Consider the following 15,248-nt stretch of genomic DNA (forward strand, 5'->3'; position numbering starts at 1 on the left):
CCGTCACCGGGCACGCCTTTCGTTCGCGACTGCGGGGCTCCGCTTCGCTGCACTCCTCGCGCTCACCGGGCACGCCTTCCGTTCGCGACTGCGGGGCTCCGCTTCGCTGCACTCCTCGCGCTCACCGGTCCACCTCGATCTCCAGGCCCGACGGCAGCGGCGCCACGTCGTCGCCGTAGGAACTCTCCTGTGCCCGCTCCACCTCGGCCTGCTCGTAGGCGGTGACCAGGTCGACGTAGCCGGGCACGGTGGCCAATAAGTCGCTGTGGGTGCCCCGGGCGACCACCCGTCCCTGCTCCACGTAGATGACCTCGTCGGCGAGCGCAATGGTGGCCCGGCGGTACGCCACCACCAGGATCGACGCGGCGGGAACGCCTGTCTGCGTGGTCGAGGACCGCAGCCCCGCCAGGATGGCCGCCTCCACTCGGGGGTCGACAGCGCTCGTCGCGTCGTCGAGCACCAGCAGGCGCGGTCGACCGGCCAGCGCGCGGGCCAGGGTGAGCCGCTGCCGCTGACCGCCGGAAAGCGAGGTGCCCCGCTCGCCGACCATGGTGTCCAGACCGTCGGGCAGCGCGGCGACGAAACCGTCCGCCTCGGCCAGCCGCAGCGCCGCCCAGACCACCTCGTCGTCGACACCGGGCCGGTCGAGGGCGATGTTGGCGCGGACCGTGTCGTCGAAGATGAAGGGCACCTGGGCGACCAGGGCCACAGTGCCGGCCAACGACGCGGAGGTCAGCTCGCGCACGTCCACGCCGTCCAGGCTCACCGTGCCGGAGTCCGGGTCGACGAGGCGCACCGCCAGCGAGGTGATGGTGGACTTGCCGGCGCCGGTCGGCCCCACCAGGGCCACCGTCCGACCGGACGGCACCGTGAAGCCGACCTCGCCGAGGACCTGCGCGCCGGGCGGGTGCGCTTCGGCCGGCGGGTAGGAGTAGTGCACGTCGGTGAAGGTGAGGGTGGCCGGGCCGGCGCCGTCCGGGTCGAGCACCCGCTGCCCGTACGGCATCTCGCCGGTGGCGTCGAGCACCCGGCGCACCCGGTCCCAGCCGGCGACGCTGCGCGGCAGCTCGGCCAGCACCCAACCGATGGCCCGCACCGGGAAGGCCAGCACGGTGAAGAGGAAAGCCACGCTGACCAGCTCGGTCACGCTGATCGCGCCCTGGCGCAACCGGAACGCCCCGACCACCAGTACGGCCAGGGTGCCGAGGCTGGGCAGCGTCTCCAGCAGCGGGTCGAAGATGCCGCGCAGCCGACCGACCGCGATCAGCGAGTCGCGCAGCTCGCCGGCGCGGCCCGCGAACCGGGCGGTCTCCTGGGCCTCGCGGCCCATCGTCTTGACCACCAGGGCACCGTCGAAGCTCTCGTGGGCGATGCCGCTGACCTCGGCGCGCAGGCGCTGCGCCCGGGCCTGCCGGGGGGCCATCCGACGGGAGTAGACGACGTTGAGCGCGAACAGGGCGGGGAAGACCGCGAGCCCGACCAGGGCGAGCGCCCAGTCGGTGGCGAAGAGCGACACGATCGCGCCGACCAGCATCACCAACGTGCCGACGGCGAACGGCAGCGGCGCGATCGGGTACCAGGCCGCCTCCACGTCGGAGTTGGCGTTGGACAGCAGGGTGCCGGTGGAGTTGCGGTGGTGCCAGGACAGCGGCAGCTCCAGGTACCGACGGGTCACCCTGCGGCGGTAGGAGGCCTGGAGGCGGTACTGCATGTAGCCGGCGCCGAGCCGGCGGCCGACGATGCCCGCCACCCGCAGCACGCTGATCCCGAACAACGCGGCCGCGGCCAGCGCCAGGGTGCCGGCGCCCACCTCGCCACGTTCGATGGCCGGAAGCGCCACCTCACCGATGACCGACCCGACGACCCGGGCGCTGACAATGATCATCCCGCCGAAGAGCACGCTGCCGACGACCGCCACCGAAAAGATCCGCGGCTGCTCACGGATCGCCTGCCGCAGGACGCCCAGCCCTCGACTGAGAACGTCCCGACTTGTCTTGCTCGCCACGCTCTCCCCCGCCGTAAGCCGCAATTATCTCCCTCATCCTTACCGCTCGGGGCCAGTGCCGCCGACCCTGACTGCATATGTCGACCATCACGTACCGGGCGGCGGCGTGCCGCAGGTGCCGACCGGCGTCGGCCGCCGCGCGCCGACGGACCACCGGGCCTACGATCGGGCCATGCCGCGGTACGCCCGAGCCGAGCGCGAGGCGCTGGCCGATCTTCTACTGGCCCTCGGGCCGGACGCCCCTACTGTCAACGAGGGCTGGGCGACCCGCGACCTCGCCGCGCATCTGGTGCTGCGGGAGCGCCGTCCGGACGCGGCGGGTGGGATCGTGCTGCCGCCGCTACGGGGCTATTCCGAGCGGGTCCGTCGGCGACTCGCCGCACGGCCCTACCCCGAACTGGTGGCACAGGTGCGCCGACCGCCGCTGTGGAGCCCGGTCAGCAACCCGCTGACCGACGAGGTGGCCAACACGATGGAGTTCTTCATCCATCACGAGGACGTCCGGCGTGCCGGCTCCGGGTGGCAGCCGCGCGATCTGTCCACCGGCCTGCAGGGCGCCCTCTGGAAACGCGCGGCCCCGATGGCCCGGCTGGCACTGCGGCGCTTTCCGGCGGACCTCTACGTGCAGGCGCCCGGCCACGGCGAGGTCTCCCTCGGTCGCGGTGGGGAGCCACTGCGCCTGGTCGGCCCCCCGGCCGAACTGGTGCTGTTCTTCTCCGGCCGGCAACGGGTGGCCCGGGTCCAGCTGAACGGTTCGGCGGAGGCGGCTCGGCGACTGCGGGCCGCCGACCTGGGAATGTGACTGCCTGTACGTAAACGGTCACCAAACGGCTGTGGAATTTCCCACACCCAGCGATACATGCAGATACCTCCTCCCGTACGCTTCACCGCGCCGCTCCGCGCCGGGCGGCACGGAGTGGGGGCTCACTGTGCGGGACTTCGCGATCTCGGCGCTGCGGGAACCCCCGTTTCCCACGGGACGCCACGAGGCCACCGACCAGGTAGCGGGCGAGAGTATCGACTGGGCGCGCACGTTCGGGCTGGTCGATTCCAGCCAACGGGCGCACCGCCTGGAACGGGCCGACGCCGCGGGACTTGCCGGCCGCGCCTGCCTGGACGGCTCGGTGGAGGGCCTGCGGCTGCTCACTGACCTGATCAGTTGGCTCTTCGTCATGGACGACGCCTGCGACGAGGACGGCCTCGGTGCCGACCCGGTCCGACTGGGCCCGGCGATCAGCACACTGCTCGACGTGCTGGACCGGTGCGGTGACCCGTATGTCGCACCGCCCGCCGTCGGGCCACTGGGTGACGCGCTGCACGACCTCTGCCGCCGGACCCGACTGCACGATCACGCCGGGCTGCTGCTGCGGTTCGTCAGCCAGATGCGCGAGTACCTGTTGGCGCTGCTCTGGGAGGCTGGCAACCGGGAGCGTCGGCGGGTACCCGAGGTGGCGGAGTACGTGCAGCTACGCCGGCACATCGGGGGCGTGCATCCCTGCCTCACCCTGACCGACCTGGCGTCGACGCGGCCCACCGGGCCGACCCAGCGCGCCAACCCGGGGCTGGTTGCCCTGGACCTGCTGGCGGTGGACCTGGTCTGCTGGTGCAACGACCTCTTCTCCTACGGCAAGGAGAGCCAGGCCGACCCGGACGCGCACAACCTCGTCACGGTGCTCGCCCAGGACAGCGACGCGGACGAGGTGACGGCGCTCCGGAGTGCGGCAGACCGGTTCAACCAGGGCTTGGCGACGTACCTGGACGCGGAGGAGGCGCTGCGGACCACCGACGACGACGGGATCCGCGACGCCCTGGCCGCCCGGCGCAACTGGGTCCGGGCCACCTACGACTGGTCAGTGGTGGCTGCCCGGTACGCCTGATCGGCCGTACCGGTTGGTGAGATGGGCCGGCCGGACGATCACCAGGGCTAGCCGATGCACGGTGACAGGCAATACTGTTCGGTAACCATCATGACGTGACGACCGTCACGCCACCACCCCCGAAGGCGGCTACAGCGATGGCTCTCGATGTACCGTACCGCTCCATCCCGGACATGTTCCTCAAGCGTGTGGCGGCCACCCCCGACCGGCACGCGTTCGCGTCCCCGAACCCCGACGACTCGGGGCCTGTCTGGCTGACCTGGGCTCAGGTCGGTCAGCGCGCCAAGGCGGTCGCCGCCGGCCTGCACGGCCTGGGCGTCGGCCAGGAGGACCCGGTCGCGATCCTCGCCAACACCCGGCTGGAGTGGGTGATCGCCGACCTCGGCATCATGTGTGCCGGCGGCGCGACCACCACCGTCTACCCGACCACCGAGCCGGCCGACGCGACGTACATCATCGCCGACTCCGGTTCGAAGGTGCTGTTCGCGGAGAACCCGGCCCAGGCGGCGAAGATCGCCGGGGCGACCCTGCCCGCGCTCACCCACGTGGTGCTTCTCGACGGCGCCGTCGACCCGGACGCCGCTGTCGCGCAGCTGACGCTCGCCGACCTGGAGGAGCGCGGCACCCAGGCGCTGGCCGCCGAGCCGGAGCTGATCGACATGCTGGTGGCCGGCATCGGCCCGGACCACCTGGCCACCTTGATCTACACCTCCGGCACCACCGGCCAGCCCAAGGGCGTCGAGCTGCTGCACGGCGGCTGGTGCTGGGAGGCGGTGGCGCAGGCGGAGGTCGGGCTGCTGCGCGACGACGACCTGCAGTACCTGTGGCTGCCGCTGGCCCACTCGTTCGGCAAGACCCTGCTCTGCGGCGCCATCCACGTCGGCCTGCCCACCTACGTCGACGGGCGGGTGGACAAGCTGGTCGAGCTTCTCTCGGTCATCCGCCCGACGCTGATGTGCGGCGCTCCCCGGGTGTTCGAGAAGGTCTACAACAAGGCAGTGACCACCGCGCAGGGCGCCGGCGGCGCGAAGGCGAAGATCTTCGGCTGGGCCGTCGGCGTCGGCAAGGAGAAGATCGCCCTGGAGCAGGCCGGCAAGCCGGTGCCGGCCGGGTTGAAGGTGCGATACGGGCTGGCCGAGAAGCTGGTGTTCAGCAAGCTCCAGGCCCGTCTGGGCGGCCGGATGCGGGTGCTGGTGTCCGGTGCCGCGCCGCTCAGCCCGGAGATCGCCACCTTCTTCGCCGCCGCGAACCTGCCGATCTCCGAGGGCTACGGCCTGACCGAGACCAGCGCGGGCAACTTCGTCAACCCGCCGGCCGGGCTGCGGATCGGCACCGTGGGCCGGGCCATGGGCGACCTGGAGTGCAAGATCGACACCGACGGGGAGATCCTGGTGCGGGGTCGGCCGGTGATGCGCGGCTACCACAACCTGCCGGAGGAGACCGCCGCCTCGTTCACCGAGGACGGCTTCTTCCGTACCGGTGACATCGGCACCCTGGACGAGCAGGGCTACCTCCGCATCACCGACCGCAAGAAGGACCTGGTCAAGACCTCGGGCGGCAAGTACATCGCACCGTCGCACATTGAGGGCATGTTCAAGGCCATCTGCCCGTACACCTCGCAGGCGGTCGTCGTGGGTCAGGCCCGCAACTTCTGCACGATGCTCGTCACCTTGGACCCGGACGCCATCCGGGGCTGGGTCGCCGGCGGCCCGCTGGAGGGGCGCAGCTACACCGAGATCGTCACGTCGGCTGAGGCCCAGACGATGGTCGAGGAGTACGTCGCCCAGCTGAACTCCAAGCTCAACCGCTGGGAGACGATCAAGAAGGTGGCCATCCTCCCGCGCGACCTGACGATCGAGGACGGCGAGATCACCCCGTCGTTGAAGATCAAGCGGCGTGGGGTGGAGAGCAACTTCGCCACCGAGATCGACAAGATGTACGCGGGCACGCTCGCCGAGCTGTGAGCCGACCGAGGGTCCCGTGCCCGGCTGCCCGCCGGCACGGGGCCCTCACAGGTGGTGGCCCCGCCACCTCGTGTGCTCCTCCTCCGCGGCGAGCTGCTCCTCGAACGCCGTCTGCCGAACCCCGGCCCGGCGCCGGGAGTCGACAACCGTCTGCGCCGCGACCGCCACCGCCGTGGCGAGGGCCACCATGGCCAAGGCGATCAGCTCGGGTAGCGACCCGGCAGCCGGCACCAGCACAATCAGCAGCAGGATCCCGCCGATCGTGGGCCAGCGGGGGGCGCCGAGCATCCGCCGGCCGAGCACGATGAGCGCGAGCAGGTAGAGCGCGACCCCACCGTAGAGCGCCAGCAGGTCGAAGCTCGGCAGCGGAACGCCCCAGCTCGGTGTGGTGGGATCGGCGCCTTCGTGGATCAGCCCCTTGAGCCCGAGCGCGAACAGGATGACGCCGGCGATGACCGGCAGGTGCAGGTAGCTGTAGGCGTTCCGGGCCAGGATGGCGCGCGCGTCCGGGTCGCGGGTGCGGTGCAGGGTCTGTTCCATCCCGAGCGCCAGGGTGTCGAAGTACGCCCACCACATCGCCGCGGCCACCGCGATGCCGAGCACCGCGGCGAACAGCACCGGCCAGGTCAGCGGCAGACCGGGGATCTCGCCGGGGCTGAACCCGAGCGCGATGATGGCCTCGCCGAGGGCGACCAGGACGATCTGACCGTGCCGCTCCGCCCAGTGCCCGGCGGAGAGCACTGTCCACCCGGTGCCCCGCAGCGCGAGGCCGGCCCCGTACTCCACGCCGAGGGCCGCGAGCCAGCACAGCAGGCGGGCCACCGACTCGGCTGTTCCGTCGAAGAGCCGCTGCGGCAGCAGCCCGGCGGCCACGATGAGGGCCGTGGCCACCACCGCCGGCAGGGCGAGCAGCTGCCAGCGTCGACGCACGTCGCGGTTCCGGCGGCCGATCCACAGGAAGATCACACTCTCGCTCACCCGGACGAGGAAGTAGCAGGTCGCGAAGACCAGCGGACCGAACAGCCCACCGGGACGGTCGACGAACGCCTTCGGCAGACTCAGCGCCAGCACGAAGGCGGCGGCGATGGTGACGAAACCGACCGCCGGGACGATCCCCTGGTCGGTACGGATCAGGTTGCCCAGCAGGGCGAACCCGGACCAGCACCACCAGAGCAGGGCCAGCAGCACCAGGCACTGGACCAGGCCACGGGCGGTCGGATTGGCGGAGGCCACCGTGGTGACGTGCAGGAACGCGAAGACGAAGACCAGGTCGTAGAAGAGTTCCAGCGGGGTCGCCCGCGAGCCCGGCGCACTGCGGCGGACCCCGCGTGTCCCGCTGTCCTGGCCCACCAGGGGAGTCTGACAGCCGAGCTGGGGCGGATGACGCATTCCCGGCATAATGGTGCCGGCGGATGCCGCTGGCGGTTCGGCGCTGGCTCAGGCGATGACGGCGGGCTCCCGCCACCGCTGGCGGCCGGTACGGTCCAGGTCGTAACGCACCGCCGCGATCCGCCCCACGGCCTCCACCAGGTCCGCCGCGGGCAGGGTGAACGGCAGCCGCAGGAACCGCTCCATGGTGCCGTCCAGGCCGAACCGGGGGCCGGGGGCCAGCCGTACGCCGACCTCCTCCGCGGCCCGGGCCAACGCGCTCGAGACCGGGCCATCCAACTCGGCCCACAGCGTCACGCCACCCCGCGGCACTGTGACCCGCCACTCCGGCAGTTGCTGCGCCAGCGCGCCGAGCAGGGCGTCCCGCTGGACGGCCAACTGGACGCGACGGTCGGCGACGATGGCCTCGGCGTGAGCGAGCAGGTGCACCGCGACCAGTTGGTCCAACACCGGGCTGGCCATGTCGACCCCGACCCGCACGGCGGCCAGCCGCTGCACCTGCGGCGCGGACGCGCGCACCCAGCCGATCCGCAGGCCACCCCAGTAGGGCTTGCTCATCCCGCCGATGCTGATCACCCGGCTGTGCCGGTCGTAGGTGGCGACCGGGGGTGGCACCTCGGTGCCGTCCATCGACAGGTCCACGAAGGACTCGTCGATGATCAAATCGGTGCCGACCGCGTGCGCGGCGGCCACCACGCGCTCGCGCAGTGAGGCGGGCATCAGGTGACCCGTCGGGTTCTGGAACTCGGGAATCAGGTAGGCCAGCTTGGGCCGGGTCTGTCGGAGACTGCCCAGCAGCAGGTCGGGTTCCCAGCCGGCGTCGGCGGCCAGCCCGTGGGTGCTGATCCGAGCCCGACGGCCGGCCAGGGCGGCGAGGGCGTTGGGGTAGGTCGGGGACTCGACCAGCACGGTGCCGCCCGGGGTCAGGGCGAGCCGCAGCACCAGATCCAGTGCGTGCTGGGTGCCGCTGGTGACCATGATCTGGTCGGCCGAGGTGGGCAGACCTCGCGCGGTGTACGCGTCGGCCACCGCCTCGCGCAGCTCGATGACGCCGGTCGGGTGGTAACCGGCCCCGCTCAGGTAGCGGGGCAGGTCCTCGGCTGCGGCTCGCGCGGCCGAGAGCAGTTGCGGCGGTGCGGCCAGCGCGGCGACACCGAGGTCGAGCATCTCCCGGTCGTCCAGCGGGGTCCACAGGCCGGTGCTGGCCACCCGGTGGTTGCCGGGCAGCATCGTCCAACTGCCGGCGCCCCGCCGGCTGGCCAGGTGCCCGGTCTCGCGTAGCTGCCGGTAGGCGGCGGTCACCGTGGTCCGGCTGATCCGCAGCGCCTCGGCCAGCTCCCGTTCGGCCGGGAGGCGGACGCCCAGCGGCAGCCGGCCGTCGGCGAGGAGCCCGCGCACCGAGCCGGCCAGCGCGGCGTAGTCGGGGCTGCGGCGGCGGCCCGGCAGGGCATGCCACTGCCCGAGCAGACGGGCCAATTGGACGCCGCGCACCTGCCCGGTCATAGCCACTCCTCGAATATTGGCTTCTTCCTCGACGAGGATTGGCACCTAGGGTGGCACGCATGGCACTGCTTGGCAATCTGCGGCACCGGCCGGTTCGACGGTTGGTCCAGCTCTACCTCGGACTCGCTGTCTACGGCGTCAGCATGGCCCTGATGATCCGCTCCGACCTGGGCCTCGACCCGTGGGACGTGTTCCACCAGGGGCTCTCCGAGCGGACCGGGCTCTCCTTCGGCACTGTCACCATCGCCGTCGGTGCGCTGGTCCTGCTGCTCTGGATCCCGCTGCGGCAGCGCCCCGGCCTCGGCACGGTCAGCAACGTCGTGGTGATCGGCCTGGTCGTGGACGCCACACTGGTCCTGCTGCCCGCGGGCGGGCCGCTCGGCGTCCGGATCGCGATGCTGGTCAGCGGGATCGTCGCCAACGGCGCCGCCACCGCTCTCTACCTCGGCGCCCGGTTGGGACCCGGCCCCCGCGACGGTCTGATGACCGGGTACGTGGCCCGCCGACCCGGCCTGTCGATCCGACTGGTGCGCACCGTCATCGAGGTCACCGTGCTGGCGCTGGGCTGGCTGCTCGGCGGCACCGTCGGTCTGGGGACCGTCGCGTACGCACTGGCCATCGGTCCGTTGGCCCAGTTCTTCATTCCGCTGTTCGCCGTGCCGGAGGCTGCCGCACCGGACACTGCCGCGCCCCCGCCGGGCAACTCCGCGCCGGCCGCCCCGGCCGGCTGAACCTCACCGACCGTTCGCGAACCGGTACGTGGGGGTGGTCCCGCGCACCGGTTCGTGGGTGGGTGTTCCCTTCCGCGACGCGCGCCGTCATCATCTGTGCATGGGGGAGAACGGTTGGCGCTGGAACGACGCCTGGATCTTCGTGTCGCTCGTCATCGCGAGCGGCGCCGGACGGCACCGTCGGTCGGCGACAAGCCGCCGGCCGGAGGGCGTCCGCCTGACCGACGTGCTCTCCACAGCCGACCACCTCAACCATGCGATTCCGCAACGACACGAGGTGGAGGCCGCGGTGCAGCGGCTGGTCGGCGCCGGGCTGGTCAGCGTCGCCGACGGTTGGTTCCGGATCACCGCCGAGGGTGAGCAGCTGTGGCGTACCCGCCCGCGTGCGGGTGTCGCGACCACAGTGGACACCGTGCAGGGTGTGTTGACCCGCCGGCACGCGCCCGGCAGCGCGGACTGGATCCTGGACGAGGCCGACCACGCGGCCGCCGTCCAGGAGTACGCGGTCCGTTCGATTCCGACCCCGCGTCGGTCACCGGAGGGGCAGTCCGGCGAGCGCTGAGCTGCTCAGCGCACCGGGTGGCCGCCGAGGCGCAGCGCGTCCTTGACCTCGGCGACGGTCAGCTCTCCGAAGTGGAAGACGCTGGCGGCGAGCACCGCGTCCGCGCCGGCGCCGATCGCTGGCGGAAAGTGGGCCACCTCACCGGCGCCCCCGCTGGCCACGACCGGCACGTCCACCACCGCGCGCACCGCGGCGATCAGCTCCAGATCGAAACCCGCCTTGGTGCCGTCGGCGTCCATCGAGTTGAGCAGGATCTCCCCCGCGCCCAACTCGGCGCTCCGGTGCGCCCACCACACGGCGTCGATGCCGGTGCCACGCCGGCCCCCGTGGGTGGTGACCTCGAAGCCGCTGGGCGTGCCGCCGTTCGGCGAGCGCCGCACGTCGAGGGAGAGCACGAGCACCTGCCTGCCGAACCGGTCGGCGATCTCGGCGATCAGCTCCGGACGGGCGATGGCGGCGGTGTTCACGCCGACCTTGTCCGCACCGGCGCGCAGCAGCGTGTCCACGTCGCCGACCTGCCGGACCCCACCGCCGACGGTCAGCGGGATGAACACCGACTCGGCGGTGCGGCGCACCACGTCGAGCATGGTGCCCCGGTCGCTGGAGGACGCCGTGACGTCGAGGAAGGTCAACTCGTCCGCGCCGGCCCGGTCGTACGCGGCGGCCAGCTCCACCGGATCGCCAGCGTCACGCAGGTCGAGGAAGTTGACCCCCTTGACCACCCGCCCGGCGTCCACGTCCAGACACGGGATCACCCGTACCGCCACCGTCATGCCGCGAGCCTATCCTCCGGACGCGGCACGGCGGTCGACCCGATCGGGTCGACCGCCGCGAGAGAGGTCTGCGTCACACGCGGACGAGCATCTTGCCGAGGTTGTCGCCGCGCAGCAGGCCGAGGAACGCGCTCGGTGCGTTCTCGATGCCGTCCACGATCGTCTCGTCGTAGGACAGCGTGCCGTCGCGCAGCCAGCCCGAGACGTCGCGCACGAACGCCGCCCGCACGTCGTTGTGGTCGTTGACCAGGAAGCCGCGCAGGGTGAGCCGCTTGCCGATGACCAGCGCCAGGTTGCGCGGCGCGGCCGACGGTTCGGTGGCGTTGTACTGCGAGATCATGCCGCAGATGGCGGCCCGACCGTGCAGGTTCATGACCGAGATGGCGGCCTCCAGGTGGTCGCCGCCGACGTTGTCGAAGTAGACGTCGACGCCGTCCGGGGCGGCCGCCCGCAGCGACTCGCGGACCCCGTCGTGGTAGTCGAAGGCGGCGTCGAAGCCCAGCGCCCGCAGCCGCTCGACCTTGGCCGGCGAGCCGGCACTGCCGATCACCCGGCCGGCGCCCTTGAGTTTGGCGATCTGGCCGACCAGGCTGCCCACCGCGCCGGCCGCGGCGGAGACGAAGACCGTCTCGCCGGGCTTCATCGCGGCCACCTCCAGCAGCCCGGCGTACGCGGTCAAACCGATCATGCCGAGCACGCTCAGGTACGCGCTGGCCGGGGCGATGCTCGGGTCGACGGGGCGGGCCGCGGCGGCGTCGAGCAGCGCGTACTCCCGCCAGCCCAGCCCGTGCAGGACTGTGGTCCCGACGGCGACGTCCGCCGCCTCGCTGGCCACCACCTCACCGATCGCGGCACCGTCGAGCGGCGCGTCGAGCGCGAACGGCGGCACGTACGACTTGACGTCGTTCATCCGTCCGCGCATGTACGGGTCGACGGACATGTACTGGTTGCGGACCACGATCTGGCCCGGTCCGGGCGTCGGCACCTCGGTCTCGACGAGCCGGAAGGTGTCTTCGGTGGGCCAGCCCTGGGGGCGGCTGGCCAGGTGGATCTCGCGGTTGCTGGTCACAGGGTGGTCGTCCTCTCGTCCGCGGATGGGGGCCTGGGGCCGCGAGGTCACGCGGCCAGGGTCTCGCGGACGGTGAGGGTGACGTCGACGTTGCCACGGGTGGCGTTGGAGTACGGGCAGACCTGGTGGGCCTGCTCGACGATCTGCTCGGCGACCTCGCGGGGCGCGGCGGGCAGGTCGACGACGAGCTGCACGGTGAGCCCGAAGCCGCCGCTGCCGTTCGGGCCGATGCCCACCTCGGCGCCGACCACGGAACCGGTCACGTCGGCCTTGGCCCGGCGGGCCACCAGCCGCAGCGCGCTGTGGAAGCAGGCCGCGTAACCGGCGGCGAAGAGCTGCTCGGGGTTGGCCGCGCCACCCGCGCCACCCATCTCCTTCGGCACTGCCAGGTCGAGTGCGAACGTGCCGTCGGAGGTCTCGACGTGGCCGTCCCGGCCGTCGCCGGTGGCGGTCGCGGATGCGGTGTAGACAACCTGCATGGTGGTCACTGCTCCTTCTGTCGGTGGATGGTGTCGGTGACCCGGGTGAGGGTGTCGCGCAGCGCGACGAGTTCGCCGAAGCCCAGCCCGGTGGCCTGCGCGATCCGCAGCGGGACATCGCAGACCCGCTCGCGCAGCGCCCGGCCCTGCTCGGTGAGGCCCACCTCGACCCGCCGCTCGTCGCGGGCCGACCGCCGCCGCACTACCAGGCCCGCCCCCTCCAGCCGCTTGAGCAGCGGGGAGAGCGTGCCGGAGTCCAGCCGCAGCTCGGAGCCCAACTCGGACACCGTGGGGGCGTCGTCGGGACGCTCCCAGAGCACCAGCAGCACCAGGTACTGCGGGTAGGTCAACCCGACCTCGTCGAGGATCGGCCGGTAGACGTCGGTCAGTGCGCGCGACGCGGCGTAGAGCGCGAAGCACACCTGCCGGCGCAGCACCAGGTCATCCGTCACCACTGAACCGTAGTCCAAAATTAAGTTGTGCACAACTTATCGGGCTGCGGGACCACCCGGCGGGCCGCGAGGGCGGTCACCTCAGCGATCGCCGAGGTACGCCTCCAACTCCACCTCGACCAGGTGCTTCGGGTCCAGCAGACCGGCCACCACCACCAGGGTGGCCGCCGGCCGCACCGCACCGAAGACAGCATTGTGCGCCCGGCCCACCTCGTCGGCGTGCAACCGGTCCGTCACGTACATCCGGGTCCGGACCACATCGCCGGGCTCCGCACCCACCTCGGCGAGCGCGGCCAACCCGATCCGCAGCGCCTGCGCGGTCTGCGCGGCCGCGTCACCGACGTGCACCACCCGGCCGTCCACCGTCGCCGTGCAACCGGCCGTCCAGGCCCGCTCACCGGCCCGGACCACCCGGGAGTACCCGTAGCGCTGCTCCCACGGGCCGCCCGACCCCAGCCGGGTCGTCGTCACGCCTCGGCCAGCGTTCGCAGCGCCTCGGCCACCGTGAAGGCACCCGCGTAGAGCGCCTTACCGGCGATCACGCCCTCCACCCCGGCCGACTCCAGGCTCGCCAACGCCCGCAGGTCGTCCAGGGTGGACACCCCACCCGAGGCGATCACCGGCCGGTCCGTACGGGCACACACCTCGCGCAGCAGATCCAGGTTCGGCCCGCGCATCGTGCCGTCCTTGGTGATGTCGGTCACTACGTACCGACTCGCGCCCGCCTTGTCCAACCGCTCCAGCACCTCGTACAGGTCACCACCGTCGCGGGTCCAACCCCGCGCCGACAGGGTGTTACCCCGCACGTCCAGCCCGATGGCCACCCGGTCGCCGTATTCCGCGACCACCCGGTCACACCAGACCGGGTCCTCCAGGGCGGCGGTCCCGATGTTCACCCGGGCCGCTCCGGTGCCCAGCGCCGCGCGCAGCGACTCGTCATCACGGATGCCCCCGGAGAGCTCCACCTTCACGTCCAGCTGGCGCACCACCTCCGCGAGCAGGTGCGCGTTGGTGCCCCGACCGAACGCCGCGTCCAGGTCGACCAGGTGGATCCACTCCGCGCCGTCCTGCTGCCAGGCCAGCGCCGCGTCCAACGGGTCGCCGTAGATGCTCTCGCTTCCGAGGGCGCCCTGAACGAGCCGGACGGCCCGGCCGTCAGCAACATCCACGGCGGGTAACAGGGTGAGGCTCAAGGTCTTCTCCTCGATCAGGTACGACGGTCCAGGGCGATCACCACGATCGCCGGCAGTACGAGCAGCAAGAGCGCGATCAGCGCGATACGCAACGCCAGGTTGTCGACAAACGTCCAGATCAGGAGCAACGCCGCGCCGGTGAGCAGCACGATCGCGGCCCGCTCACCCCTAGTGTGCCGGGCCAGCCGGCCGGAGCGACCCCGCCGCAGCCGTGGCGTCAAACTGCGGACCACCGCGCGACGGCGTTGCCGGCGGGCGACCTGACGCTGCCGGACCGCCCGTTCCCGGGCCTGCTCCGCCTCCCGCTCCGCCCGTCGGCGGGCGCGCTCCCGGCTCACCGCGACGCCCGTTGCTCAGGCACCGCGCGACGGCGCTCAGTCACCGCTGGGCAACGTGGCGAGCCAGTTGCGCAGCAGCGCGGCACCGGTGTCGGCGGACTTCTCCGGGTGGAACTGGGCCGCCGACAACGAGCCACGCTCCACCGCCGCGACGAAATCCGTGTCGTGGTGGGCGGTGGTCACAGTGGCACCGGCAGCGACCAACGCCGCCGGGTCGCCCATCGCGTACGAGTGGACGAAGTAGAACCGGCTCTGCTCCGTCAACCCGGCGAACAGCACCGACTCCCGCGGAGCCCGGACCGTGTTCCAGCCCATGTGCGGCAACCGGGCGGCGGCCAACCGGGTCACCCCGCCGGGCAGCAGCCCCAGCCCCTTGGTCACCACGCCATGCTCGTCACCGTGCTCGAAGAGCACCTGCATGCCCACGCAGATGCCGAGCACCGGCCGGCCGGCAGCCACCCGTTCGGCGATCACCGGACCGGCGCCCAGCGCCTCGATCCCCGCCATGCACGCCGCGTACGCGCCCACACCCGGCACCACCAGACCGTCGGCGGCAGCCGCCGCGGCCAGGTCGTCGGTCACCCGGACGTCCGCTCCGGCGGCGGCCAGCGCCCGCTCCGCCGAGCGCAGGTTGCCCGAGCCGTAGTCGAGCACCACCACGTCACTCATGTCGTCACCCCGATCACCCGTTCTCCGGCAGCAGCCGCAGCACGCCGGCGACAGTGGCGAGCACCGCGAGCACCGCGGTGATCAACACGGCGGCCTTCGGCGCGCCCTGCCGGTAGAGCGACCAGGTGCCGCCCACCAGCACCCCGGCCAGGATCAGCAGCAACGTCGGCAACGCGGCACCCATCAGAGCCACCTTCCATTCGCGACTGCGGGGCTCCGCTGCGCTGCACTCCTCGCGCTCATC

General features: G+C 72.1%; 17 protein-coding genes. 5 read left to right on the forward strand and 12 right to left on the reverse strand.

Annotated elements, in window-relative coordinates:
• Positions 1-121 precede the first annotated feature (121 nt).
• Positions 122-2,005, reverse strand: coding sequence for an ABC transporter ATP-binding protein (locus ACFYPG_RS27555; protein ID WP_387354326.1), 1,884 nt, complete (start codon positions 2,003-2,005; stop codon positions 122-124).
• A gap of 172 nt (positions 2,006-2,177) precedes the next feature.
• Here ACFYPG_RS27555 and ACFYPG_RS27560 point away from each other — a divergent pair, with 172 nt between their 5' ends.
• From ACFYPG_RS27560 to ACFYPG_RS27570, 3 genes are all read left to right on the forward strand, one after another.
• Positions 2,178-2,807, forward strand: coding sequence for a TIGR03085 family metal-binding protein (locus tag ACFYPG_RS27560; protein WP_355007645.1), 630 nt, complete (start codon positions 2,178-2,180; stop codon positions 2,805-2,807).
• A gap of 127 nt (positions 2,808-2,934) precedes the next feature.
• Positions 2,935-3,882 (forward strand): terpene synthase, encoded by a 948-nt coding sequence (locus tag ACFYPG_RS27565; RefSeq protein ID WP_387354327.1) that lies wholly within the window; start codon positions 2,935-2,937, stop codon positions 3,880-3,882.
• A 137-nt stretch (positions 3,883-4,019) separates the two neighbouring features.
• A complete protein-coding gene (locus tag ACFYPG_RS27570; protein ID WP_387354328.1) occupies positions 4,020-5,846 on the forward strand; it encodes an AMP-dependent synthetase/ligase in 1,827 nt (608 codons plus the stop codon).
• A gap of 45 nt (positions 5,847-5,891) precedes the next feature.
• On the opposite strand, the gene ACFYPG_RS27575 is transcribed toward ACFYPG_RS27570, so the two are convergent.
• A complete protein-coding gene (locus ACFYPG_RS27575) occupies positions 5,892-7,235 on the reverse strand; it encodes a low temperature requirement protein A (protein WP_387354329.1) in 1,344 nt (447 codons plus the stop codon).
• Positions 7,236-7,283: 48 nt separating this feature from the next.
• Positions 7,284-8,738 (reverse strand): PLP-dependent aminotransferase family protein, encoded by a 1,455-nt coding sequence (locus tag ACFYPG_RS27580; protein ID WP_387354330.1) that lies wholly within the window; start codon positions 8,736-8,738, stop codon positions 7,284-7,286.
• Between the two features lie 59 nt (positions 8,739-8,797).
• Here ACFYPG_RS27580 and ACFYPG_RS27585 point away from each other — a divergent pair, with 59 nt between their 5' ends.
• Together ACFYPG_RS27585 and ACFYPG_RS27590 are read left to right on the forward strand one after the other, a co-directional pair.
• Positions 8,798-9,469, forward strand: coding sequence for a YitT family protein (locus ACFYPG_RS27585; RefSeq protein WP_387354331.1), 672 nt, complete (start codon positions 8,798-8,800; stop codon positions 9,467-9,469).
• A gap of 100 nt (positions 9,470-9,569) precedes the next feature.
• Positions 9,570-10,031 (forward strand): hypothetical protein, encoded by a 462-nt coding sequence (locus ACFYPG_RS27590; RefSeq protein WP_355007651.1) that lies wholly within the window; start codon positions 9,570-9,572, stop codon positions 10,029-10,031.
• 5 nt (positions 10,032-10,036) lie between these two features.
• Here the strand turns inward: ACFYPG_RS27590 and hisF are convergent, their stop codons facing one another.
• The 9 genes from hisF to ACFYPG_RS27635 all read right to left on the reverse strand — a co-directional run bounded on the left by hisF (position 10,037) and on the right by ACFYPG_RS27635 (position 15,188).
• A complete protein-coding gene (gene hisF, locus ACFYPG_RS27595) occupies positions 10,037-10,804 on the reverse strand; it encodes an imidazole glycerol phosphate synthase subunit HisF (protein ID WP_355007652.1) in 768 nt (255 codons plus the stop codon).
• A gap of 73 nt (positions 10,805-10,877) precedes the next feature.
• The gene (locus tag ACFYPG_RS27600; protein WP_355007653.1) at positions 10,878-11,873 is read right to left on the reverse strand and encodes an NADP-dependent oxidoreductase; all 996 of its coding nucleotides are present in this window, start codon (positions 11,871-11,873) and stop codon (positions 10,878-10,880) included.
• 47 nt (positions 11,874-11,920) lie between these two features.
• Positions 11,921-12,352 carry an organic hydroperoxide resistance protein gene (locus ACFYPG_RS27605; protein ID WP_355007798.1) on the reverse strand — a complete coding sequence of 144 codons (432 nt, stop codon included), beginning with the start codon at positions 12,350-12,352 and terminating at the stop codon, positions 11,921-11,923.
• Positions 12,353-12,357: 5 nt separating this feature from the next.
• The gene (locus ACFYPG_RS27610; protein WP_355007654.1) at positions 12,358-12,804 is read right to left on the reverse strand and encodes a MarR family transcriptional regulator; all 447 of its coding nucleotides are present in this window, start codon (positions 12,802-12,804) and stop codon (positions 12,358-12,360) included.
• Between the two features lie 81 nt (positions 12,805-12,885).
• The gene (locus ACFYPG_RS27615) at positions 12,886-13,275 is read right to left on the reverse strand and encodes a RidA family protein (protein ID WP_387354332.1); all 390 of its coding nucleotides are present in this window, start codon (positions 13,273-13,275) and stop codon (positions 12,886-12,888) included.
• Positions 13,272-13,997, reverse strand: a complete 726-nt coding sequence (gene priA, locus ACFYPG_RS27620; protein WP_355007655.1) for a bifunctional 1-(5-phosphoribosyl)-5-((5-phosphoribosylamino)methylideneamino)imidazole-4-carboxamide isomerase/phosphoribosylanthranilate isomerase PriA — start codon at positions 13,995-13,997, stop codon at positions 13,272-13,274. The genes ACFYPG_RS27615 and priA overlap by 4 nt, the downstream gene beginning before the upstream one ends.
• A gap of 14 nt (positions 13,998-14,011) precedes the next feature.
• Positions 14,012-14,335, reverse strand: a complete 324-nt coding sequence (locus ACFYPG_RS27625) for a hypothetical protein (RefSeq protein ID WP_355007656.1) — start codon at positions 14,333-14,335, stop codon at positions 14,012-14,014.
• A gap of 36 nt (positions 14,336-14,371) precedes the next feature.
• Positions 14,372-15,004: an imidazole glycerol phosphate synthase subunit HisH gene (hisH, locus tag ACFYPG_RS27630; RefSeq protein ID WP_355007657.1), complete on the reverse strand. Its 633-nt coding sequence runs from the start codon at positions 15,002-15,004 to the stop codon at positions 14,372-14,374.
• A 13-nt stretch (positions 15,005-15,017) separates the two neighbouring features.
• Complete coding sequence (locus ACFYPG_RS27635) at positions 15,018-15,188, reverse strand: hypothetical protein (protein WP_357259611.1); 171 nt, start codon at positions 15,186-15,188, stop codon at positions 15,018-15,020.
• Between the last annotated feature and the right edge of the window lie 60 nt (positions 15,189-15,248).

This window comes from Micromonospora sp. NPDC005553, assembly GCF_042871765.1.
Taxonomy (GTDB): domain Bacteria; phylum Actinomycetota; class Actinomycetes; order Mycobacteriales; family Micromonosporaceae; genus Micromonospora.